At 62.1% G+C, this 21,087-nt stretch carries 21 protein-coding genes and 1 pseudogene; 19 read left to right on the top strand and 3 right to left on the bottom strand.

Translation table 11 applies throughout. The annotated features are described in order from the left end of the window. Nucleotides 1-168 precede the first annotated feature (168 nt). From HWN72_RS26645 to HWN72_RS26615, 7 genes are all read left to right on the top strand, one after another. The gene (locus tag HWN72_RS26645) at nucleotides 169-1,338 is read left to right on the top strand and encodes a MucR family transcriptional regulator (protein ID WP_069710118.1); all 1,170 of its coding nucleotides are present in this window, start codon (nucleotides 169-171) and stop codon (nucleotides 1,336-1,338) included. Between the two features lie 48 nt (nucleotides 1,339-1,386). Beyond that, the gene (locus HWN72_RS26640; protein WP_197524521.1) at nucleotides 1,387-1,722 is read left to right on the top strand and encodes an HU family DNA-binding protein; all 336 of its coding nucleotides are present in this window, start codon (nucleotides 1,387-1,389) and stop codon (nucleotides 1,720-1,722) included. Between the two features lie 952 nt (nucleotides 1,723-2,674). After that, nucleotides 2,675-3,190: a helix-turn-helix transcriptional regulator gene (locus HWN72_RS26635; RefSeq protein WP_008827959.1), complete on the top strand. Its 516-nt coding sequence runs from the start codon at nucleotides 2,675-2,677 to the stop codon at nucleotides 3,188-3,190. Then, entirely contained in the window at nucleotides 3,187-4,518 is a 1,332-nt protein-coding gene (locus HWN72_RS26630; RefSeq protein WP_008827958.1) for a type II toxin-antitoxin system HipA family toxin, read from the top strand. The genes HWN72_RS26635 and HWN72_RS26630 overlap by 4 nt, the downstream gene beginning before the upstream one ends. A 224-nt stretch (nucleotides 4,519-4,742) precedes the next feature. Continuing rightward, entirely contained in the window at nucleotides 4,743-4,973 is a 231-nt protein-coding gene (locus tag HWN72_RS26625) for a hypothetical protein (RefSeq protein ID WP_008827957.1), read from the top strand. Beyond that, on the top strand, nucleotides 4,970-7,042 hold the full coding sequence (locus HWN72_RS26620; RefSeq protein WP_211151830.1) for a ParB/RepB/Spo0J family partition protein: 2,073 nt from the start codon (nucleotides 4,970-4,972) through the stop codon (nucleotides 7,040-7,042). The genes HWN72_RS26625 and HWN72_RS26620 overlap by 4 nt, the downstream gene beginning before the upstream one ends. A gap of 154 nt (nucleotides 7,043-7,196) precedes the next feature. After that, nucleotides 7,197-11,576, top strand: coding sequence for a strawberry notch-like NTP hydrolase domain-containing protein (locus tag HWN72_RS26615; protein ID WP_069710243.1), 4,380 nt, complete (start codon nucleotides 7,197-7,199; stop codon nucleotides 11,574-11,576). A 123-nt stretch (nucleotides 11,577-11,699) separates the two neighbouring features. Here the strand turns inward: HWN72_RS26615 and HWN72_RS26610 are convergent, their stop codons facing one another. Further along, nucleotides 11,700-12,920, bottom strand: coding sequence for an ATP-binding protein (locus HWN72_RS26610; protein WP_211151829.1), 1,221 nt, complete (start codon nucleotides 12,918-12,920; stop codon nucleotides 11,700-11,702). A gap of 216 nt (nucleotides 12,921-13,136) precedes the next feature. Here HWN72_RS26610 and HWN72_RS31360 point away from each other — a divergent pair, with 216 nt between their 5' ends. From HWN72_RS31360 to HWN72_RS26570, 8 genes are all read left to right on the top strand, one after another. Beyond that, nucleotides 13,137-13,472, top strand: coding sequence for a hypothetical protein (locus HWN72_RS31360; RefSeq protein ID WP_248006371.1), 336 nt, complete (start codon nucleotides 13,137-13,139; stop codon nucleotides 13,470-13,472). Nucleotides 13,473-13,522: 50 nt separating this feature from the next. Then, nucleotides 13,523-14,245 carry a hypothetical protein gene (locus tag HWN72_RS26600; RefSeq protein WP_008830567.1) on the top strand — a complete coding sequence of 241 codons (723 nt, stop codon included), beginning with the start codon at nucleotides 13,523-13,525 and terminating at the stop codon, nucleotides 14,243-14,245. A gap of 56 nt (nucleotides 14,246-14,301) precedes the next feature. Continuing rightward, entirely contained in the window at nucleotides 14,302-15,492 is a 1,191-nt protein-coding gene (locus HWN72_RS26595) for a DUF932 domain-containing protein (RefSeq protein ID WP_211151828.1), read from the top strand. A 93-nt stretch (nucleotides 15,493-15,585) separates the two neighbouring features. Then, nucleotides 15,586-15,888, top strand: a complete 303-nt coding sequence (locus tag HWN72_RS26590) for a hypothetical protein (RefSeq protein ID WP_069710114.1) — start codon at nucleotides 15,586-15,588, stop codon at nucleotides 15,886-15,888. Nucleotides 15,889-15,982: 94 nt separating this feature from the next. Further along, nucleotides 15,983-16,930, top strand: coding sequence for a hypothetical protein (locus tag HWN72_RS26585; RefSeq protein WP_211151827.1), 948 nt, complete (start codon nucleotides 15,983-15,985; stop codon nucleotides 16,928-16,930). 63 nt (nucleotides 16,931-16,993) lie between these two features. After that, a complete protein-coding gene (locus HWN72_RS26580; protein WP_008828802.1) occupies nucleotides 16,994-17,275 on the top strand; it encodes a hypothetical protein in 282 nt (93 codons plus the stop codon). Continuing rightward, nucleotides 17,268-17,417 carry a hypothetical protein gene (locus HWN72_RS26575; RefSeq protein ID WP_156800047.1) on the top strand — a complete coding sequence of 50 codons (150 nt, stop codon included), beginning with the start codon at nucleotides 17,268-17,270 and terminating at the stop codon, nucleotides 17,415-17,417. The genes HWN72_RS26580 and HWN72_RS26575 overlap by 8 nt, the downstream gene beginning before the upstream one ends. Nucleotides 17,418-17,500: 83 nt before the next feature. Beyond that, nucleotides 17,501-17,815, top strand: coding sequence for a hypothetical protein (locus HWN72_RS26570; protein WP_008828803.1), 315 nt, complete (start codon nucleotides 17,501-17,503; stop codon nucleotides 17,813-17,815). On the opposite strand, the gene HWN72_RS26565 is transcribed toward HWN72_RS26570, so the two are convergent. Both HWN72_RS26565 and HWN72_RS26560 read right to left on the bottom strand, forming a co-directional pair. After that, on the bottom strand, nucleotides 17,812-18,378 hold the full coding sequence (locus HWN72_RS26565; protein ID WP_248006370.1) for an HD domain-containing protein: 567 nt from the start codon (nucleotides 18,376-18,378) through the stop codon (nucleotides 17,812-17,814). The two genes, HWN72_RS26570 and HWN72_RS26565, sit on opposite strands and share 4 nt — an antisense overlap. Nucleotides 18,379-18,429: 51 nt before the next feature. Next, complete coding sequence (locus tag HWN72_RS26560; protein WP_008828805.1) at nucleotides 18,430-18,825, bottom strand: hypothetical protein; 396 nt, start codon at nucleotides 18,823-18,825, stop codon at nucleotides 18,430-18,432. 249 nt (nucleotides 18,826-19,074) lie between these two features. Here HWN72_RS26560 and HWN72_RS26555 point away from each other — a divergent pair, with 249 nt between their 5' ends. From HWN72_RS26555 to HWN72_RS26540, 4 genes and pseudogenes are all read left to right on the top strand, one after another. Further along, on the top strand, nucleotides 19,075-19,338 hold the full coding sequence (locus HWN72_RS26555; RefSeq protein WP_008828806.1) for a type II toxin-antitoxin system Phd/YefM family antitoxin: 264 nt from the start codon (nucleotides 19,075-19,077) through the stop codon (nucleotides 19,336-19,338). Beyond that, nucleotides 19,338-19,760, top strand: coding sequence for a type II toxin-antitoxin system VapC family toxin (locus tag HWN72_RS26550; protein WP_008828807.1), 423 nt, complete (start codon nucleotides 19,338-19,340; stop codon nucleotides 19,758-19,760). The genes HWN72_RS26555 and HWN72_RS26550 overlap by 1 nt, the downstream gene beginning before the upstream one ends. A 458-nt stretch (nucleotides 19,761-20,218) precedes the next feature. After that, on the top strand, nucleotides 20,219-20,680 hold the full coding sequence (locus HWN72_RS26545) for a DUF736 domain-containing protein (protein WP_008828809.1): 462 nt from the start codon (nucleotides 20,219-20,221) through the stop codon (nucleotides 20,678-20,680). A gap of 68 nt (nucleotides 20,681-20,748) precedes the next feature. Next, nucleotides 20,749-21,087: pseudogene (locus HWN72_RS26540) on the top strand (hypothetical protein); the annotation flags it as partial.

Raw genomic sequence — 21,087 nt, 5'->3', positions numbered from 1 at the left:
TGCAATGCGAAGGTACGGCACAATCGCTCGCGTCACCGGTACAATGCGCGACGGGTCAAGGATTTGAAAGGCGCGCTTTTCTACTTGATTTGTGAGCCCGCGAGCGTGAAGGGTGCCGGGTCGCCACTTCCCTCAACGATCGACAGACTACCGGGAGCACCGCCTGCAATGCCTGAACTCGAAAATCCCGCTGACGTTACGTCGCTTACCGTCCAGCTTTTGAGCGCATATCTCGCCAACAACACTGTCGGTTCCGAAGATCTTCCGGCATTGATCCGTGCAACCCGCCAGGCCTTGACCGAAGATGCGGCCCCTGAGGTGCCTGCGATCGAAGACGTGTCCTATACGCCGGCCGTTTCCGTGCGCAAGAGCCTGTCGTCGCCTTCGCATATTCTGAGCCTCATCGACGGAAAGCCGTACAAGACGCTCAAGCGCCATCTCACAAGTCATGGGTTGACGCCGGAGACTTACCGCCAACGCTATGGCCTTGCGGACAACTATCCGATGGTCGCACCTGAATTTGCGGCAATGCGCCGAGGCATTGCCGAGAGGATCGGGTTGGGCTCGCGTCCGAGTGCCGCAGCCAAGGCAGGCGCTCCTGCCGGCACGGCCTCTGCCACGGATGATGCATCCGGATCGGCGCAGACCCCGCCTGCTGCCAAGCGTCCCGCCGGACGCAAGGCCGGACCCAAGGTGCGCGGCGGAAAGGCGGCATCGCGCGCTGCCTCGGTGCCGACCGAACAGACAGTCGCCACTGACGATGCGATCATCGCGCCTGAACCCGCTGCTGCCGCCGAACCGGCGAAGACGTCACAGCGTTCGCGCGTAAAGACGGCACCCAAACCGCGCGCACAAAAGAAGCGCGCTGGTGGAGCAGACACCGCCGGTACCGCCGAGACCAACACCCCCGATGCCCAGCCTCAGGAGGGCGCCGCGCCGGCGGACAAGCCGAAGGTTCGCAAGGCCGCTGCCCCCAAGTCTGCCGCACCCAAGCCCGCAGCTACCAAGTCCGGTGCATCCAGGACTACCGCTGCGAAGCTCGGCAAACCAGCAAAGGGCGGCGCCGCCGTGGACGCTGCGGCCGAGCAGGCTACGTCTGCAGCAGCGCCTCAGGCATCGCCTGAGGTAGATGCGTCCGTTGCGGCCGCTGCCAAGCCCGCGGTAAGGCCACGCGGCAAGCTTGGGCTGTTCGGCAAGGATCAGCCCGCGGCGTCCGGGTCCGAGGCCAGCGCCTCCAGCGACGCACCCGCCGCCGCCGATGGCGAAAAGCCGGCAAAGGCGGCAAGGCCCAAGCGCATGGCCCGTACGCCCAAGGCTGCACCGGGCGAGGCCGGCTGATCGGCCTAGCGCACAGCGGCGGACATCGGTCGGCCGCTGCCTCGCGCGATGTATGAATCACAACCTCGGGCACCGTTTCGACAGGCCCGATCGACAGGAAGAACTGCAATGAACAACAGTGATCTCGCCGACGCCATCGCGAACGATGCCGGTATCACGAAGGCCGATGCCCGCAAGATCGTCGATGCTGTCTTCGTCGCGATCGGCGACGCTGCGGCCAAGGGCGATGAAATCTCGCTCAACGGCTTCGGCAAGTTCAAGATCAAGGACACACCCGAGCGCGAAGGCCGCAATCCGGCAACCGGCGAGGCGATGACGATCAAGGCCGCCCGTAAGCTTACCTTTGCCCCGGCCAAGGCGGTCAAGGACAAGCTGAACGGATGACACGTTGTGCAGCGCCCATCCGGGGATGGGTGCTGCACTAGCCGTCTGTAGTGATGGGTCTGCGTGTCTAAACAAACCACCCTTCGAAAGGCACTTTCCCAAGGACGTCGTCGGTTCCCAAGGGAAGGCGTTCCAGCTTAGGGAGCGGTTGGGTCAAGATCGGGGCGTGTTCGGCGCTTCACCCACGTCAGACCCGGTCGAGATACAGGGAATGCAGGAGGCGCTTGAATTGCCGCCCGACCTTACGGGATACAATCTCAAAGTCCGCCAGCTTCAACGCCTTTCCATGTTCAACTCGGTGTAGCGCCGTTATCGCATTTCTCCTCGATGCCTCATTACGCATCTTCTTGAGAACTCGTGCGGCTTCCAGTTTGCGCTTGGCGCGTCAAAAGCATTCACCAGGATCGGCACCCGTCGTTTGTATCGGCCATCCGCGCAGCATCCTTGTTCCCGTCTGCGCTCGCAAGCATCAAGACCCAACGCGCGGGTCATTCTGACGTGACATCAATTCTCGACCAGCATGATCGAGCGCCGCAACTGTCTGCTCCGTCATGCTCTGTCTACCTGTACGAGCCCGGTAGTCCCGATAAAACACGCTCGGGAAGGGTCACCTCGCTGCGCAGAATTTCACAGAGCGCCTCAAGCAGAAGGAGCGCTTCGCACAGTTCCTCCTCATGCACCATGACTTGCGTTTTCATGTACATGTCACAGCTTTTAGTCACTTCCGGGATAGTCGTCCTGCGCTTGTGAGACCATCGCTTTTCGCGCTGCAGGCCGCACACCAGCCGCGAGTATATCTCGGCCGTCCCGTTAAGCGATTTCAAGAATGCTCCTGAGCGGGCGCAAAGCTTCAGAGTATGTATGATTTCGCTGCATTTGCTCCCGTTCGGGAGTATATCTTGCATAGAGCTGTCTTGCCGTTTACAATGCTCCCGAAAAGGAGCAAAAGGCTTTGCCAAAAGAAACTGATGCGGCGCGGCTATTGCGCGAGATGCAGGACCGCGATGCACTGATAAAGTCGCTCGACAGCGCCGTGCATCAGGCGAATCTCGCCCCCTTTATGCCGGATATCAACGCTGCCATCGAGAAGCTGAAGCAGCCGCTGTTTCAGGACACCATCCGGCGTATCCAGCAGGGACCAGCACAAAGTGCGGTTGAAATAGCTCGAGGACTGACCCAGGCCATCGCGACAGGTTCGCTCGAGCCGGCGCATGATAGACCGAAAGTCGCTGCGAAAACCCAAGGCTCCACGACAGGCATACGCACCGCTGCAGACCTTGGAGCCCTGATCCGCAAAGCGCGCAAAGCGATGAAGCTGAACCAGGCGGAATTCGCCCAGCATGCCGGCGTAGGCAGACGTTTCGTATCCGAACTGGAAAGCGGCAAGGGAACTCTGGAAATCGACAAGGTCATTGCCTGCGCTCTGGCGGCCGGCATAGACATCAGCGCCCGGAGCAGGAGCTCATGACGCTGATCTTGAATGTCTGGCTGGAAGCCTCGGCAGAGCCGATCGGACGCCTCGTGAAAGCAGACGATTCCAGTCTCGCCTTCGCCTACACGCCCGAATGGCTGGCCAACTCAGCACAGCATACCCTGTCCTTGTCGCTGCCTTTGGGTGACGAGCCGTTCGGCGATGTGCCGGTGCGTGCGTTCTTCGATAACCTTCTCCAGGAGAACAACCTTCTCGAAACTGTCATACGACGCGAGGGTATCGATCGCGGCGACATCGCCGCTCTCCTGGCGCATGTTGGAGCGGACTGTGCCGGCGCGGTCAGCGTCCTCCCGCTCGACCATCCGCCCATCAAACGCCCGGGCCGTATCCAGGGAGATTACGATCCGCTGGACGAGGCTACATTCGCGGAGATTGTCGATCGGTTGGCCACCGGCAGGCCGCTTCCAGGCGAACTGCGCGACCCCTCGCCAGTAGCAGGTGTAAGGCCGAAAATCTCGCTCACAGGATTGCCTGACGGTCGTTTCGCCATTCCCAAGCCGGGAAGTGGAGCGCCGACGACCCATATTCTCAAACTGCCTGACCCCCAACATCGTCACGAGGCACGCGACGAGGCCTTTGTGACACTTCTTGCAGCCGAATGTGGATTTAATGTCGGCAGTTCGGTCGCCAGTACGATTGGCGGATTCGATGTCCTGCTGATCCGGCGTTTCGATCGCCACCTCGAAGATGGCATGGTGCGCCGCCTGCATCAGGAAGACTTCGCACAGGCAGCCGGTCTTCCGGCAGAACTCAAGTATCAACGCAAGGGAACGCCGCCGCGCTGTTTCGACGCAGCAACGATCGGCAGGATCCTGGAAGCCACCGATCGGCCTGCGCAGTCAAGGGAAACATTTCTGCGTATGACGCTGTTCAATCTGCTGGTTGGTAACAACGACAACCATGCGAAGAACAATGCACTCCTTCATGGACCGGGCGGGTCGATCACACTCGCGCCCTTCTACGACCTGGTGCCGGTTCAGACCGTGGCTGGTTTTCGGGAGGATTTTGCCTTCCACATCGGTGATGCGAAAGTCCCAGCAGAATTGACAAGAAGCGATCTTCTGACCTTTTGCCAAACCATCGGGCTACCCCCCCAAGGCGCCGAAAAAATACTCGCCAGGGCCTCCCGAAATCTCGTCGAAAGAATTGAAACGCTCTCGGCCAATTTTTCGGCTGATATGGGGGCGCTTGACCGACTGTTTGGTGAGACTGCCGGCGAGCTCGTTTTGCTGCTCGGCCTGGACATCGAACTGCGTGAACGAGATGCCCACGTGGTAAGCGGCGGTGGCTGGGCTCTAAGCTGATACCGGGAGTCCATTCGCGCTGCGGCTCTGGCAGCCTCTGACCCGACCGGTCGGCGATCTGACATCCTCTGGATGCCTTGTGATCCAAACGGAACGAGCAGAACCGCCGGTTTTCAAGGGCAGGGGGCGTCGAAAATGCGGACTCGGCCGCAACTCGTCTCGGGTTTCCCGTCTGCACCGGGTTCGATGCCGAGAGGCTATAGCAGGGCCATATCTCTTCCTGCATGGAAAGGCTCGTGGTGCCGGCGGACAACGATCTTGCCGGTTACCGCGCAGAACTGCATGCGCGCAAGATCTATGGCGCAAGGGGCTTTTCCGTTGCGGCGCTGTGGCCTTGGTACGGCCTGAACGACTGGAACGATGTGCTCAGGAAAAAGAGGGAAGGGGGGGGAAGGATGATTGCGATGAGCGGCCTGGTTGTCAGGTCGATCGCAAAATCGGAAGACCTGAAATGACCCAACCCGCAATCGAATATGCCCGCGCAGTCGACTGTTTCAAATCTCCCAACAACGTGCGCACCCAAAGCGACAGCATCGCCGATGCCGAATTGGAAGCCAACATTGCCGAGACCGGCATTATCCTCGAGAACCTGATCGGCGTACGTACCACGCGAGGTGCGTTCAAGGGCAAGGTCGAGATCTATGGCGGTGGTCGCCGTCTCGATGCGGTCCTCGCCAACATCACCAAGGCCGTGCTCGATGAAGATTTCATGGTACCGGTCCTTGTCGCAAAGAACGCGCGCGATGCGATCGAGATGAGCCTCACGGAGAACTACTTCCATCTGCCGATGAATCCGGCCGACGAATGCTGCGCGTTCCGCTCGATCATCGAGCGTGAGAAGAAGACGCCCGCCGATCTCGCAAAGCGCTTCGGCAAGACCGAGAAGTTCGTGCTCGGCCGTCTGCGCCTTGCCAATCTCGCAGCCCCGATCTTCGAGGCGCTTCGACATGGCGAGATCGGCATCGAGATCGCCAAAGCCTACGCTACGACGGCGGACCAGGATCGGCAGGCGAAGGTCTTCGAGCAACTAACGGGCGGATACTATGCGAACAAAGTCAACGAGATCCGCCGTAACCTCGCGAGCGGCTCCTATAATGGCGCAGACCCCAAGGCGCTGCTGGTCGGATCCGAAGCCTACCAGGCCGCTGGCGGCCGGATCGAACAGGACCTCTTCTCCGACGCCGCGACCGAGCGCTGGCTCGACGGGGATATTGTCGAGCGCCTTGCGGAGGAGGCCTTGCATAAGGCAGCTGAGGCCCTGCGCGAACGTGACGGGTTTGCAGAAGTACGGATCGTGGCGGCAACGAGTGTGCCTTACAGCACGACCTATCGCCTCCGGGAAATGCAGCCCGAGCCTCGCGAGCTGACCGAGGTGGAAGTGGCCCGGGAAGCGGAAATCCAGGCCGAAATGGAAGCGATCGAGCGCGAAGCGCAGGACGCTCCCGAGTACACCGAGGAACAGGCCACACGCTTCGACCAGCTCTCCCAGGAGCTCGATGCGTTTGGCGAGGTGACGGCGGATCTGACCCCGGCCCAGAAAGCTGGCGCAATTGCCTACCTCGTGATCGGCGGCGACGGCACCCCGGCCCTGCACCACGAGTACTTCCATGTCGAAGAAGGCGAGGCCTTTGACGCATCCGAAACCGTGCTTCTCGATGAAGGGGACGAGGGCGACGAGACGGCGACGGGCGGCGGTCACGATGACGGCGAAGTGGACGAGGACGCCGCCACTGCACTGACCTTCAGCAATCGCCAGCGCGACGAACTGGCCACGATGAAGACCGAGATGCTTCGGCTCTTCATCGCCAGCGATCCCGCCTTTGCGCTCGATCTGGGCACCTTCATCATGATCGACAAGGCCAGTCGCGAGGGCTGGAGCGGCATGCCGAGTGAACTCAGGGCCTATGCGCCCAGTCCGCGCGTCAGCGGCTTTGTCAGCGGCACCCCGGCCTCGCAGCAGTGGGACGCATTGGACGGTGGTCTCGACCGATCCTGGCTGGATCACGACGCCATGGAGGCCCGATACGATGCGTTCTGCGCCCTGGATGGCGAGGCACGCGCAGCCTGGCTGGGCTGGGTCATCGCGCGCACTATGCATGCCGTGCCACATGGCGAAGCCGGTTCGGGGTTCCTCGATCATCTCGGGACGAAGCTGGCGATCGATGTCGCGGCCTGGTGGCGCCCCACCGCCAGCAACTTCTTCGATCGCCTGACCAAGCCGAAGATCCTCGGGCTCTTCGAGGCGATCGGAGGACCGGAACTCTCGAGCCGTTACTCCACCTCACGCAAATTCGATCTGTCGCTTTCGGCGGAGAAGCTCTTCGCCGGTGACGTGCTGGCCGAACCCGAGATCAAGGAACGCGCCCGCAGGTGGTTGCCCGATGCGATGCGGTTCGGGCCGGAGCAGATGAATGGTGGCGACGACTGCGACGATCTCATCGCCGAAGAGCCGGGTGCAGAAGCACAAACCGTCACCGGCGCCGCTGACGAAGACGGTGTGATACCCTTCGACGAAGCCGCCTGACCAGGGACTGCCATCCTTAAGCCCTGCCGGGACCTGCGCAAGCGCGGGTCCCGGCCTCGGGCCCCTTTCCCTTCCAGAAGCGTGTTTCCGCAGCGGCATCCGGGCTGACCCGATAGCGCCTGCGAGCCGCCTCCCAATCTCAAAGGAACTCATGATGACCCTGCCTCAATTCGAAGGCGTGCAGGAGCGCGCCCAGTCGCCCAAGGCTGGAAGGCTTCTCGTCGCCGCCCGCCAGATCGCCGCATATCTCGGCACCGCTCGTTCCCTGCAGCGCAAGGTGCTTACCCGCATCGTCACGGAGAGTTTCGGACGCTCGGGCGCATTCGGCGAGTGGTCGATGCGTGACGCCTACGACGCCCTTGAGGTCGCGCAGGTGCTCATGGCACTCGATCCGCAGACCGGCCTAGTCGATCGCGACGATGTTGACGCCGCCTTTGCCGCCCGCGCCGATCTTGCCCGTCACCTGCCGACCCAGACTTATCGCAGCGAGCGGCAGGTGGATATGCAGCAGTTCTCGACACCGCTTGGCCTCGCATGGCTGGCAGCCTGTGCGGCCCGGATCCGACCCGGCGATCTCGTGCTCGAGCCTTCCGCCGGCACCGGCATGCTGGCCGCCTGCGCGGCGGGCGTCGGCGCAAGCCTGATGCTCAATGAGCGCGATCCCGGCCGTGCCGATCTCCTTGCGCTGGCACTGTGCCAACCCGTCGCCCGCCACGATGGCGAGTTCATCGACGATTTGCTTGAAGACGGACGGCGACCTGATGTGGTGCTGATGAACCCGCCCTTTGCGCGGTCGGAATCCCGTGGCCGCGATCGCGATGCCGGCGCCCGGCATCTGCTCTCCGCCCTGGAACGCCTCGCGGCCAGTGGCAGGTGCGTCGCGATCATGTCGCCTGCATTCGCCGAGGGCGGCACGGGCGCCAAGGGCTACCAGCGCGTCGCGACCGCGTACCAGCCGCGCTGGGAACTCACCATCGACGGACGGCCCTTCGCCAGTCACGGGACGTCGATCTCGATCCGGATCCTCGTCTACGATAAGGGGTGGCGGGGGCGGACGCAGCGCGCGATGGTCTCCGGGCTGGAGGCCGCGCAGGCTCTGCTGCACAGCGTGCCCGATCGTCTTGACAGGTCCGCCTATGTGACTGACGGTCCTTCGCCGGTTGCTGCTTTGGTCGAGAGCATATCGGTTGACGCGGTCGTTCCCGCCCCCTCGCGCCTTGTGCCCTCGTTACCCACCAGACGTGCAGGTCTGATGGCAGGAATACTGGGGAGCGGCGCAAAGCCGATCCGTCCACCGGCGCCATCAGTGATGCCCGGGGCAGGACATGAACCGGCGTTGCTCGGATACACCGCGCTCGATGAGCCACCGGCAGCGGGCGATCCGGTCGGCATCTACGTTCCCTGGCGGCTGACGCGCATTGCCTTCGCGGCGCCGCAGTCGCACCCCGACCAACTGATGGAATCGATGGCGATGTCCTCGATCCTGCTGCCGCAGGCGACCTATCGCCCGATGCTGCCGCCGCGCGCGGTAGCGACGCTGTCGGACGCCCAGCTCGAGACCGTGATCTACGCCGGCCAGGCCTTCGAACGCGATCTCCCCGGCCGCTTCGCTCCCAACGATGCCGGAACGCTCCTGCAGCTTCATGTCGATGGCCATGTCTATCGTGCCGGCTTCATGGTGGGCGACGGTACCGGAGTGGGCAAGGGGCGCCAGATCTCGGGCTGCATCCTCGACCGATGGTGCCGGGGGCAGCGCCGCGCCGTCTGGATTTCCAAGAGCGCGAGCCTGCTCGAGGATGCCCGGCGGGACTGGGCGGCGCTCGGCGGACTGCCCATCGATGTCCAGCCGCTCGATGCCTTTCCGCTCTCCGGATCCATCACCATGGAAACCGGGATCCTGTTCCTGACCTTCGCCACCCTGCGCTCGCAGCGTGATGACAGCCACTCGCGGCTCCAGCAGATCCTTGCCTGGCTGGGTGCGGACTTCGATGGCCTCATCGTCTTCGACGAGGCGCACGAGATGGCCAATGCCGCAGGGACCGTCACCAGGTTCGGGGTGGAAAAGGGTTCTGAACAGGGACTGGCCGGGGTCCGGCTGCAGAACCTGCTGCCCCGCGCCTGCGTGCTCTACAACAGCGCGACTGGCGCCACCGATCCCGCGAACCTTTGCTATGCCTCGCGGCTTGGCCTGTGGCACAATTCTGCCTTCGAGACCCGCGAAGCGTTCATGACCGCGATCTCGGATGGCGGGATCGCCGCGATGGAGATCGTCGCGCGCGACCTCAAGGCCATGGGCTTTTACACCGCCCGTGCGCTCACCTTCAGCGGCGTCGAGTACGATCCGCTCGAACACCAGCTGACGACCGCGCAGATCGAGATCTACGATGCCTATGCCGATGCCTGGGCGATCATCCACGCCGAACTCGACCGCGTCCTGGAAGCGACCGGGATCGTCGATGGCATGACCGGGCGTTCGCTCAATGGTCAGGCGAAGGGCAGCGCGCTCTCGCGTTTCGAGAGCACCAAGCAGCGCTTCTTCGCCCAGCTCCTGATCGCGATGAAACTGCCCAGTCTCATCGCGGCGATCGAGCAGGACATTGTGGAAGGCCGCCAGCCTGTCGTCCAACTGGTCACGACATCCGAAGCCGCGCTGGAACGGCATCTTGCCGGCCTCTCGGCCGCCGAACGCGCTGATCTCGATATCGAGGTCAGTCCACGCGAACTCATGATCCAGTACCTCGAGACCGCATTTCCGACCCGCCAGATGCGCGTCTTCAAGGGCGAGGATGGTGAGCCACGTTCCGAACCGATGGTCGACGAGGATGGACGCCCCGTACACAGTCAGGCCGCCATCCGCGCCCGAGACGAGCTTGTCGAAAGGCTCTGTGCGATGCCGCCGATCCCGGCAGCGCTCGATGCGCTTGTCGCGCATTTCGGGACCGATCGCCTCGCCGAGGTCACCGGGCGTTCGCGTCGCATTGTCCTCGACGCAGCCGGACGCCAGCGCGTGGAGCGCCGAAGCGCGCGCAGCAACATCGCCGAGACCCATGCCTTCATGAGCGGGGCCAAGCAGGTGCTGGTCTTCTCCGATGCCGGAGGCACCGGGCGCAGCTACCATGCCGACCGCGGCTGCGCGACGGCGGACAGGCGCCGCGTGCACTACCTCCTCGAGCCGGGCTGGCGGGCAGCCGCGGCAATCCAGGGGCTGGGGCGAACCAACCGTACCAACCAGGCGAGTGCACCGATCTTCCGGCCCGCGACGACCGACTGCAAGGGCGAGCGCCGCTTCATCTCTACGATCGCGCGGCGGCTCGACAGCCTCGGCGCCCTCACGCGCGGCCAGCGCCAGACCGGCGGCCAGAACCTCTTCGATCCGCTCGATAACCTCGAAAGTGATCTTGCCCGTGAAGCGCTGCTGCAATGGTATCGCCTGCTCGCACGTGGCAAGTTGGAAAGCACAAGCCTCACCCAGTTCATCGCGATGACCGGATTGAAGCTCATCGACAAGGACAGCGGCGCGCTGCTCGATGATCTGCCGCCGATCCAGCGCTGGCTCAACCGGCTGCTCGCGCTGCGCATCGGCACGCAGAACGCGATCTTCGAGGAGTATCTCGGCCTCATCCAGGCGCGTATCGATGCCGCGCGCGAACGCGGCACGCTCGACCTGGGTGTCGAGACGATCATGGTCGAGGCGATCGTGCCCATCGAACGCCAGTTGCTGCGGCGTGATCCTCAGTCGGGTGCCGAGACCTGGCTCTCGCGGATCGAGGTGCACCGCAAGCGCAGGCCAACCCCGCTCAGCCCCCTGCTGGAGCAATGGAAAGGGTCGGGTCGCATTACCTTTCTGCGCAATGCCCGTTCAGGGCGGATCGCACTGAAGGTGCCCTCCTGGGCAATCCTGGGCGATGATGGCGAACGCATTGAGGTCCACGAGCTCGTTCGTCCTGGCGGCTCTGAGCGCATGCGCAAGACCCGGCTCGCCGAAAGCGCCTGGGAGCCGATCGACAAAGCCACCTTCACTTCTGCCTGGACCGCCGAATGTGAGGAGCTGGCGCAGCGCATCGATGTCGAGGCGATAAACATCGCAACCGGTCTGCTGCTGCCCGTCTGGAACCGCCTCCCCGACGATGACCTCAGGGTCTGGCGGATCACCGATGCGCAGGGCGCCTCGATGCTGGGGCGGATAATCTCACCTTCCGGCCTTGCGAAAGTCGCCTCGGCCTTCGGGCTTGATACTTCCGTGCGTCCGTCGCCGGCGGAGATTTTCGCGGGTGCCGCGACGTCAGGCGGCGTTTTCATCCCTGCCTTGCCGGGCGCCTCGCTGAGGTACGCTCGCGTCGCCGATGACCTTCGTCTCGAGATCAAGGACTTCGACGTCGCGCGACTGCCACGTCTCAAGGCGCTGGGATGCTTTACCGAGATCATCCAGTTCCGGACCCGGCTGTTCGTGCCGCTGGACCGGGCACTGGAAGTGCTGACGGCGATCGAGGAGACGTTCGGTGATGTCGCACCGACCCCTTCGGTTCAACAGTGACATTCCAGCGCCATTCACGGTGTCAGGCGGCCAGGCGATGGGACGGCAAGCGTCGGATGGTCGACCGACAGTGCCGGGCTTTGGGACACCCCTACAGGCAAATACGCCCACCGCGCGTATAGATCAGCTCCACAAAACCGACAGCGGTACCGCCGCCATCCGGTCGCCAAATGGTATGATTTCCGTGCCGTCATAGAGGACGACGCCTTGGGCAAACCGATCGTTACAGCTCTCGGCCAGGGTCCTGATCCCTGCGAAGTCGCTTGCCTTTACGGTGGCGGACGCCTTGATCTCGATCCCGACGACTATGCCATCGTCGCGTTCGAGCACGATGTCGACTTCGCGCATCTGTTGATCACGGAAATGGTAAGGTGTCGGACTGAGGCTTGACGCGCTCATGAGCTTCAGGACTTCGGAGAAGACAAAGGTCTCGAGCAAAGCGCCGAGTATCGAGCGATCGTCGCGGACACGCTCGATGCTGAGGCCGCGGATCGACGCCAACAGGCCAGAGTCTACAAAATGGAGCTTGGGAGTCTTGATGATCCGCTTGACCGTATTGGTGAACCAGGGTCGCAGCGTCGCGACGAGAAAGATCTGTTCGAGCAGGCCCACGTATCGTTGGCCGGTCTTGTGAGTGACGCCGATCGCGGCGCCGAACTGGGAATAGTTGACCAGTTGTCCCGAATGCTCCGCCAGAAGGCGCACGAAGCGGGGCAGGTCCGTCATCCGCTCGATATCCGCGATATCCCTTAGATCCCGGGTGAGCACCGAGCTCAGGTAGGAACGGGCCCAGTCCTGGCGGCGGCGTTCGCTCGAGCGGGCTATCGCCTCTGGAAACCCGCCGAGCATGACCACCTCCACGAGGTCACCTCCGATAATCGTGTTCGTGGGATTGCGCAGATTTCCGGTAAAAAGATCGTCGAGAAGCGCAGGTCGGGTACCGGCGATCTCCGCCCGTGCGAGCGGCAACATCTGGATCGTCTCAATTCTTCCCGCGAGACTGTCCGCCACCCTGGGTAGGGTCAGTACATTCGCGGAGCCGGTAAGCAGAAAACGGCCGGCACGATAATCCTCGTCGACGGCTTTCTTGATGGCGAGCATCAACTCCGGTGCGCGCTGTATCTCGTCTATGACGGCGTGGTCCAGGCCGCGTATGAAACCGGCGGGATCGGATGTCGCCGCCTCCAGCGCGGTCTGATCATCGAGGGTGATATAGGTTCGCCCGCTCCCGACCATACTTCGCACCAGCGTGGTCTTGCCCGCACGGCGAGGTCCGACGAGCAAAACGACGGGGGTATCGGTGAGGGCTTCCTCGACCCGTGGTGTCACGAAACGCTCGAACATTCTGCCTCGGAGATTGGATTTAACAAGTACGGTAATTGGAAATCATAGGTTTGGCAATTGGGAGTCATGAAGCCGGAGATTGGTACTCTTCCTGCTCTTGAACCTGGGGAGTACCGCGCAGTCGGCACCATGCGGGGCAAGGAACTGCCGGCGCATGCGCTGGGAGGGGAGGAAGGAGTGGAGGGCATGTCGGCAGGCGGTTTGCCGGCAGTGCTCATGAAAAGGTCTCCTGCCATGCCAGATGCCCATTCTCGCAGTTCGCACGAAGTGATCAGCATCCATTCGCTGCTGGTCGAAAGCTACAACCGTGACCTCGAGCGGATCGGGTCGGTCGCGCGTGTCGCGCTGCCGATCGACCCTGCAAATGAGGGGATGCTCTCGCTCCACGATGACGAAGGCGCGTTTCTCACACTCATCCCCGTCGATACCGCGCCTGCCGTCGCGGCGATCGCCTTCTCGCTTCATTCCCTCGCCTTTGCTCGCGGCGTCCGCGCCGGCGAGGAGGCTGCCTTCGCCAGACTTCGCTACCTGATCGGCGCGGCTTCAGCGTGAAATATGCGCCGACATTTCCACCGCCAGCACAAACGAAAGGCAGGTCTGCCATGGCTGACCGCGTAAACGCATCCATCCGGGTGGGTGGAACACTGACACGGGATCTCCTTGCCACGTTCATCGCCATCATCGTGGATGAGGGGCTCTCGACCGACTGGGATGCCGCCGGGTTCGACGAACACGATATCCCTGAGAACGAACCGCTCGAACTCGTCGCGCGCGACGTAGCCTGGGGCTGCTTTGTCCAGCTGGAAGCCTTCTGCGTCGCGCAGGGCCTCCTCTTCGCTCGCTGGTGTGACGGCTTTACCGGTTCATGGGAGGCCGAACGCGTGGTCTTCGACGGCACCGGCGAACCACAATCATACCTCGTCACCAGTTCCGATACGCTGGTTCTGTCTCTCCCGGAAATCCGCTCGCTTGGAGACCTGGAAGCGATCGAGGGTCATTTCCGCGCGGCGAACGTGACGATCCCGCCCATGAGGGTAAGCTCCCGGGAGCCCGACACGCGTGGAGGCCCGACAGCCGCGATGTGGCGGGCTCTTGCGTCATTCCGCGCGCGCCATGGCCGCTACTGGAAGCGGGCACTGACGGACCTCTGGATGAACGGCGGGGATCTCGATGAGCCTTGCGGCGCAGCTCTTCGCAACGTCCGCAATCGCCTCGGTCCGGTATGGCTCTACCGCCTGCGTCCAGGACAGCTCGACGCTGCCATCTCCAGGATTGCTGCCGAAGACGACACCCCACGACCAGGGTCGGAGGAGGGAAGAAGGTGAGGGAGGGATGGCTTCGCCGTTGGATGGAGCCAGAACACCTCAAGGAGTTTCCTCCCATGAACAGCATCGCAAATGCCGCCCCGGCGCCGCAAGCCGGTTACAAGGTCGACATCAGCCGCGGCGAGAACGTTTCGCGTGTATCGTCCGAATGGTTCAGCCGTCCTGACGACGAACGTTTCCTCTCGCTCGACGACCTCCATGCCCATGTGCGCCGCCGCGCTGACCAGGCGACGACCCGTATTGTCGAAAGCCGTGCGCTTCGCATCGAGGCGCGCAGCGGGGATGCGACCAGTCTTCGTCTGCTGGCGCCCGGTTCCGACACCGTGCTGGCCCCCACGCACTGGTCGTTCGGCCAGCTCTGTTCGCTCGTCGGCGCGCCCGCAGGATACCTGCGCGATCTTCCCGGGGCACTGGCCAGCATCAATCTGCAACACGGGCTTATCGCCCATCGCGGCGAGCATGTGAAAATGCTCGAAACCGGCAATGGCAGGAGCGAATTGCGCGCTGTGACCGGACCGGACTACGGGCGTATCTGGGACCACGAGCTGGTCGAGGCCGTCATGCGCTTCGCCGGCAATGGCACCGGTGATACCCGCTGGAAGGTGCCGGGCGTCCTCGACTGGTCCTCGATGGTCTACAACCCCTACGTCGACATCAGCAGCGAGACGACAACGCTCTATGCGTCCGACCGCGACGTATTCCTGTTCCTCGTCGACGATACGCATCCGATCGAGGCCGGAAAGCTGCCCAACGGCGACCCGGATCTCTACTTTCGGGGCTTTTATGCGTGGAACAGCGAGGTCGGATCCAAGACTCTCGGGATCGCGACATTCTACCTGCGGGCGGTATGTATGAACAGGAACCTGTGGGGCGTCGAGAACTTCCAGGAAATCAGCATCCGCCATTCCAAGTTTGCAGCCAACCGCTTCGCGCAGCAGGCGGCGCCGGCACTGACGAGCTTTGCGGACTCTTCGCCCAGCGATTTCGTGACGGGCATCCGCTCGGCACGCGAGCGGATTGTCGCGCGCAAGGACGAGGATCGTGAGACCTTCCTGCGCGGGCAGGGGTTCTCGAAGGCCGATACAGGCAAGATCATCGCCGCCGTGCTTTCCGAGGAAGGGCACCCTCCCGCGTCCGTTTTCGACTTCGTTCAGGGCATTACTGCTCTCGCCCGCGGCAAGACCAATCAGGACGCACGGCTCGACCTTGAAGGCAAGGCTCGGCGCCTGATGCAGAAGGTCAACTAGCCGTATCCATTTCGATCCCGCGGTCCGCTCCAGATGCGGGGCCGCGTTCCCGTGCCCGGCCCGCTTCGGCGGGCATTTTTCAGGACAGACACCATGAACAGTTCTTCAAACCCGTCGCTGCAGGGAGGCGCCTTCACTTATGTCATCACTGCACGATTTTCGTGTCAGGGCCGGCTTTATGCCGAAGAGACCTACCGTCTCACTGCCTGCGATGAACCCGAGGCGGAGCGTATTGGTCACCACCGCGCGATCGAAAGCGACTTTTGCGATCCGCGCATCCGCGATTTCAGCCTTGCTCTGTCCGTGACGCTGGAAATGGACCCAGACGATGACCCTCCGTCGGCACCATCAGGCGCTTCGGCGCCGCGGCAGCCGGACTCGGCGTCATTCGAATAGCGTCAGCGGGCCACAACCTGTGAATGCGCTGGAACCGACGGCCTCATTCGGTTCCGCGCCGCCAACTGCTCCTGCTTGCTCAAGGAAACGTTCCATGGCCCGCCATGCCGGGCAGCGCTCGCGCGTGCCCGATTACCTCCGTCTTCCAAGGCCTCACCCTAGCGTCTTGTGCTACGGCGTCGGTGTTGACAGCACGGCGCTGCTGCTCGAACTCGTGAGCCGAGGCCTCGCGCCGGATCTTGTTCTCACCGCAGATCCGGGAGCGGAGAAGGACGAGACTTACGCCTTTCAAAAGATCATGGCGGGCTGGATGGCCGAGCGTGGTATTGAATACCGCGTGGTTCGCTACATAACGCGGCGCTTCAAGAACTGGCCGCCTTACGATGACCTTGCAGGATCGCTCCTGACCAATGGCTGCCTCCCGAGCATCGCGTTCGGCAGGCACAGTTGCTCCCTCAAGTACAAGGCAGCACCCCAGGAAGCCTTCATCAAAACCTGGCAGCCAGCGATCGACGCCTGGGCGCAAGGCCGAAAGGTCGTGCGCTATATTGGCTACGACGCTGGCAAACGTGATGGGCAGCGGTACGCGCACGCCGCTACAATCGAGGATCCGCGTTTCGATAATCGCTACCCTCTTCGGGAATGGGGCTGGAACCGAGAGGCGTGCGAGCGTCGCATCGAGGCCGAAGGCTTGCCGGTTCCACCCAAATCCTCATGCGTTTTCTGCACTGGGATGAAGCCTGACGAGGTGCGTTCATTGTCCAGGCACTGGCTGCGCATAATCGTCCTCATTGAAGCGCGCGCAGCGCCGCGGTTGCGCACTGTCGAGGGTCTTTGGCGGCGCAGCACCACCAAGCGCCCGGGGAAAATGACGGACTTCATCAGGACTGAAGGTCTACTGTCCGACCAGGAGATCGATGGCATCATAGCCGCCGCGCCCTCCTCGCTCGTTCGGTTTCAGGAGGTTGCAGCCCGCGTGTCGCTGGCGGAGCGACCAGAGCTTGGCACATGGCTCGAGCAATTCCATCGTGGAATTCTCTGAGCGCAATCGAACGACATTGTCATTGCCATAGTGCAGGCGTGCCAGGCTATTAGGTCGTGGCACATGTTCAATGCGATCGCACAGGTGGAGTCGGCGATGACTACTTACAGGGGGCGCATGGTATCGGGAGGGCACCTGCAAATCCCGTTGGACGTGCACGAGGAACTCGGTCTCGCCGATGGTGATGACGTCTGCCTTGAGGTTGTCGGCGGAGAACTACGCGTGCGAACTTCCACCTCCGCGCTTGCTCGGGTGCGTGCCATGGTTCGTACGCGTGTGCCCGCAGATGTGAGTCTCAGCGATGCACTGATTGCGGACCGCCGTGACGATGCGGCGCGTGGCTGATTATAATCTTGATGCTCGTTACGTCCTTAGCGCGACCAAGCAGGAGCCCGGCATCCCAGCGATGGCTGATCAAGCCTTGATCCGCGCCGTAAAAATCGCCACGTCGAAGATCGCTGGCACCCCTCACATCCTCTCGAATTGAGAACGTCTGTGTCTATTAGGCCAGCGGATCTCGTGGCAGACCGAGCCTGTAGTCTCTTACCCATAGGTCAAGGAAGCACAGCGATGAGCCGCTACGACTTCTCTGGTCGCCTGGATGGCGTCAGCGTTTCTATCGGTTGGGATCGGCCCCTTGGCACCTTCTTCGTCCAGGTTAAGCAAACCGGGGATGCTGACGACGCTGTCCTGCTATGGCTAGGCACTTACCCGGGCGAGATATCCTCCGCAGCTGAAGCTATCCGCTTCGCAACAGACCATGCGGAGCTTCCCGCTGACCTTGGATCGATCCTTGAAACTGACCGCCTCAAGACACTGGGCATGATCGACGGACCAGCCCAACGTGCTGCGAAGGATTTTATAGTTCGCAGTGGTCTGGGTTAGGTAGGCGTACAGCCGTTCGCATCAAGCCCGATCACGTTTGATGCGCTGTTTACGAGTTCGCACGCCTTCGCATATAACTCGGGATCGCCCATCCGCATCTTGCTCAGGATGAGCGCCTTCTCCCTCAGGTACACTTCTGCAAAAACCGGATCGTTCGAAACGATCGAGCGGGTATTGCTGATAAGGTCCGCCAATTTGACCGTCTGGGCTGCGGAAGAGATTGTTGCGAGCCGCTCCGCCTCGGCTGCCTTGCGTGTCGCCCGGTTTCCTTCGTGGCATTGGTCGGTCAATTCCATCACCAAAGCTGCGACGGATGCCCCGAATTGCTCTTCTATATCTCCGCGGGTTACTGCCGTGTCCTCGATGGTGTCATGAAGCAGGGCGGCCGCCAACATCTCGTCCGTATGCGAAACACCTTGCACGATCTGCATCACCTCGATGGGATGCTCGATGTAGGGTTTATGGGTGTATTTGCGCCGATGGTCGATGGCGCCATGGGCTCGCGTGGCAAAGGCCAGCGCTCTTGTCACCAGATCGGATCGGACATCTGTCATACGCAACATTCGGTGAGGCAGGCATCTATGTCGAGCGTTATTCACGCAGCCACGACGAATTCAAATGGCGGCGGCGGCCATCGTCTCGCGCGCGAGTCTGGCCATATCTGCACGAGCCATCATCACACGCACGTGGGCGGCCAGGTAGTTGGCGGCGCTTTCCGCATCGAGGTGGCGCACGGTATCGTAGAGCCCCCTGACATAGTCGCCCCCGCCACCTATGACGCCGGCGAGTTCGATCCGTGCCTCGCTGCCATCATCCCATATACCGTCCTCGATCTCGGACCAGAGCTGCGAAAGACAGTCGGCGAGAGCCTGCGCGTCGTAGTACCCGCTGTCGAGTCCGCAGCCCAGTGAGCGAGCCGCCAGTTCGATCGACACATCATCGGACGCGGAACCATTGATGAGGTCGAGAAGGGGGAGTTCATAGTTGTAGGAGCCGAGCCAAGTATGCATCGTTCTGCTTTTGTCTGTTAGGAGAGCTTTTCTGAACATATCAAGAACAAAAGGCCGACACAATGGTTACCGGCGAATAAGGTCGCTGGATCAACTTGCCCGCCCTTCGCGCCGCGTCTGTGGAATGCACGCATCCTTTCAAACGCATCTGTATGAATTTTGGCATAGCCATTTGTAGCAACGTAGCAACACGCAGCCTTGCTGGGGGAGTGCCGATGTGGCAATGTAGGAACAAAGGAGAGTTTCAGCATGACGATCACCACGCTTTCAGCTCGCGACTTCAATCAGGACGTCGGTCGTGCCAAAAAGGCAACGATCAATGGCCCTGTCATTATCACCGACCGCGGCAAGCCGGCTCATGTCCTCATGTCGATCGATGAGTATCGTAAGCTACGTGGCGGGAAAAAGATGAGCTTGCTCGAATCCCTTACACCCAGCCATCCTGCGGCGTTGGATGATGATTTCGAGTTTCAAAAGTTCGGTGGAATTACGAAGCAAGTGGAACTGGACTGATGCATCTACTCGACACGAATGTCGTTTCGATTTTCCGCCGCATCGACAAGGCCCCTCCACAGATACTTGATTGGGCTGCCTCAGTGGACGCCGAGGATTTTTATCTTTCCGTCATCACGGTCCTGGAGATCGAGCAGGGGATTTTGATGAAGGAGCGGAAAGACAAAGTGCAGGCCGACCTCTATCGGGACTGGCTGACCAACGACATTCTGGTCCGCTTCGAAGATCGGATTCTGCCCATTGATCTTGCTGTTGCCCGCCGCTGCGCGCGCCTGCATGTTCCTGATCCCAAATCAGAGCGCGATGCTCTTATTGCCGCTACAGCGCTTGTGCACGGCATGATCGTGGTCACGCGCAACGAAGCCGACTTCAAGGCAACCGGCGTACCGTTAATCGATCCCTGGTCCTACGGCCAGCACTAGAGGAAATATCAATTAAACCTGCGCCGGATGGCGGAGCACTAGAGCCAGCCTGCGCAAGGGCAACAACACCCTAATGGCTTACCGGCGTTCCACCTACCTAGGCCGCTTGCGCTTCCTGGCTTCGCGCTCAAGCTCATTGGCTGTAGCGTTCAGGTCCCGGGCGAACTGGACGAGGGCACGGCTGGCCCCGAGGCGGCTGAGACCATCGCTGCTGGCCGCAGACTCGCAGCGAACGGAGCGTTGTAACACGAGGCCAGCAATGGTCCTGATCGTGTCTGCGTCCATGTACCGATAATAGCGCAACTCTAACGGTCCGCCCAGCTGGGTCTGGGCGCGCGGTGGCGCCCTGCACGCAGGTCCCAGCGAGGTGGGAGAGGTCGAGTTCCAGAGAAGAGACGGATTTTGAGGGGTGTCGTTTCGGAAGGGTCCGAGCGGCGCAACGTCGAAAGGTAAGTCTCATGAACATCGGTGAATTCAAGGTCGTCAACGGTCGTACCCTTGGCTGGATCGCTACGCGTACGATCGATCTTCCCCAACTTGGGCTCCGCCCGGTCGAGAGCGAGCACGAGCGTGCGCCGCTTTTCGAAATCCTCGCACTCAATGTCGGCAATCGCTGGGTCCAGGTCGGCGCGCTCTGGGAAGCCGTCGCGCGCAACTCCACGGGCGAAGCCTTCCTGCAGGGCTCGATCGATGATCCCAGCCTTTCCGAACCGCTCTCGATCGCGCTGTTCGGAAACGAGGAGGATGGCTTCCGCGTCGCCTGGCGGCGCCAGCAGCCGCGCGACGTCTTCGCACCGGTCATCCGTGGCGGCCAGAGGCGCGATGGCGGCGGCGACGTTGGCTTTGGCGAGAGTACGGCTGCACCGGGCGGTGACCTGGTGGGTGCCGGGGCAGGATTCGACGACGAAATCGCCTTCTGACGTGCCGAGCCGGCCGGGGGAGGCGCAACTCCTCCGGCCATTCCCTCCTTCCTTCAGGAGCGATTGCCATGACCTCTTCAAGCAGCGTTCACCGCTTTGCCGATCTCAAGGAACTCTACGCCGAGATGACCGCGACCCCGGAGTTTCGCGCAGTGTTCGGCGACCCGGAACACCTCTCGATCATGCAGCCGGGCGAGGAGCCCACCGACCTTGAAATGCCCGATCCGCTCGCGGCCCAGGCGGACTGCGGCGGGATCATCGCGTGCATCTTCGATCTTCTTACCGATACCCGCCTGGAACCCTTCGCGCCCGAGATAGCATGGGGCCTCGTGAATTCCTTCCACTTCACCGCCGGCAAGCTCGAGCGGCAGGAGGATGCTCTTGCGCAGGACCTGGGTGAGCTCGCG

Source organism: Novosphingobium sp. HR1a (assembly GCF_015594425.1).
GTDB lineage: Bacteria > Pseudomonadota > Alphaproteobacteria > Sphingomonadales > Sphingomonadaceae > Novosphingobium > Novosphingobium resinovorum_A.
Note: the sequence above shows the minus strand (reverse complement) of the source record. Positions and strands in the feature narration are given on the sequence as shown.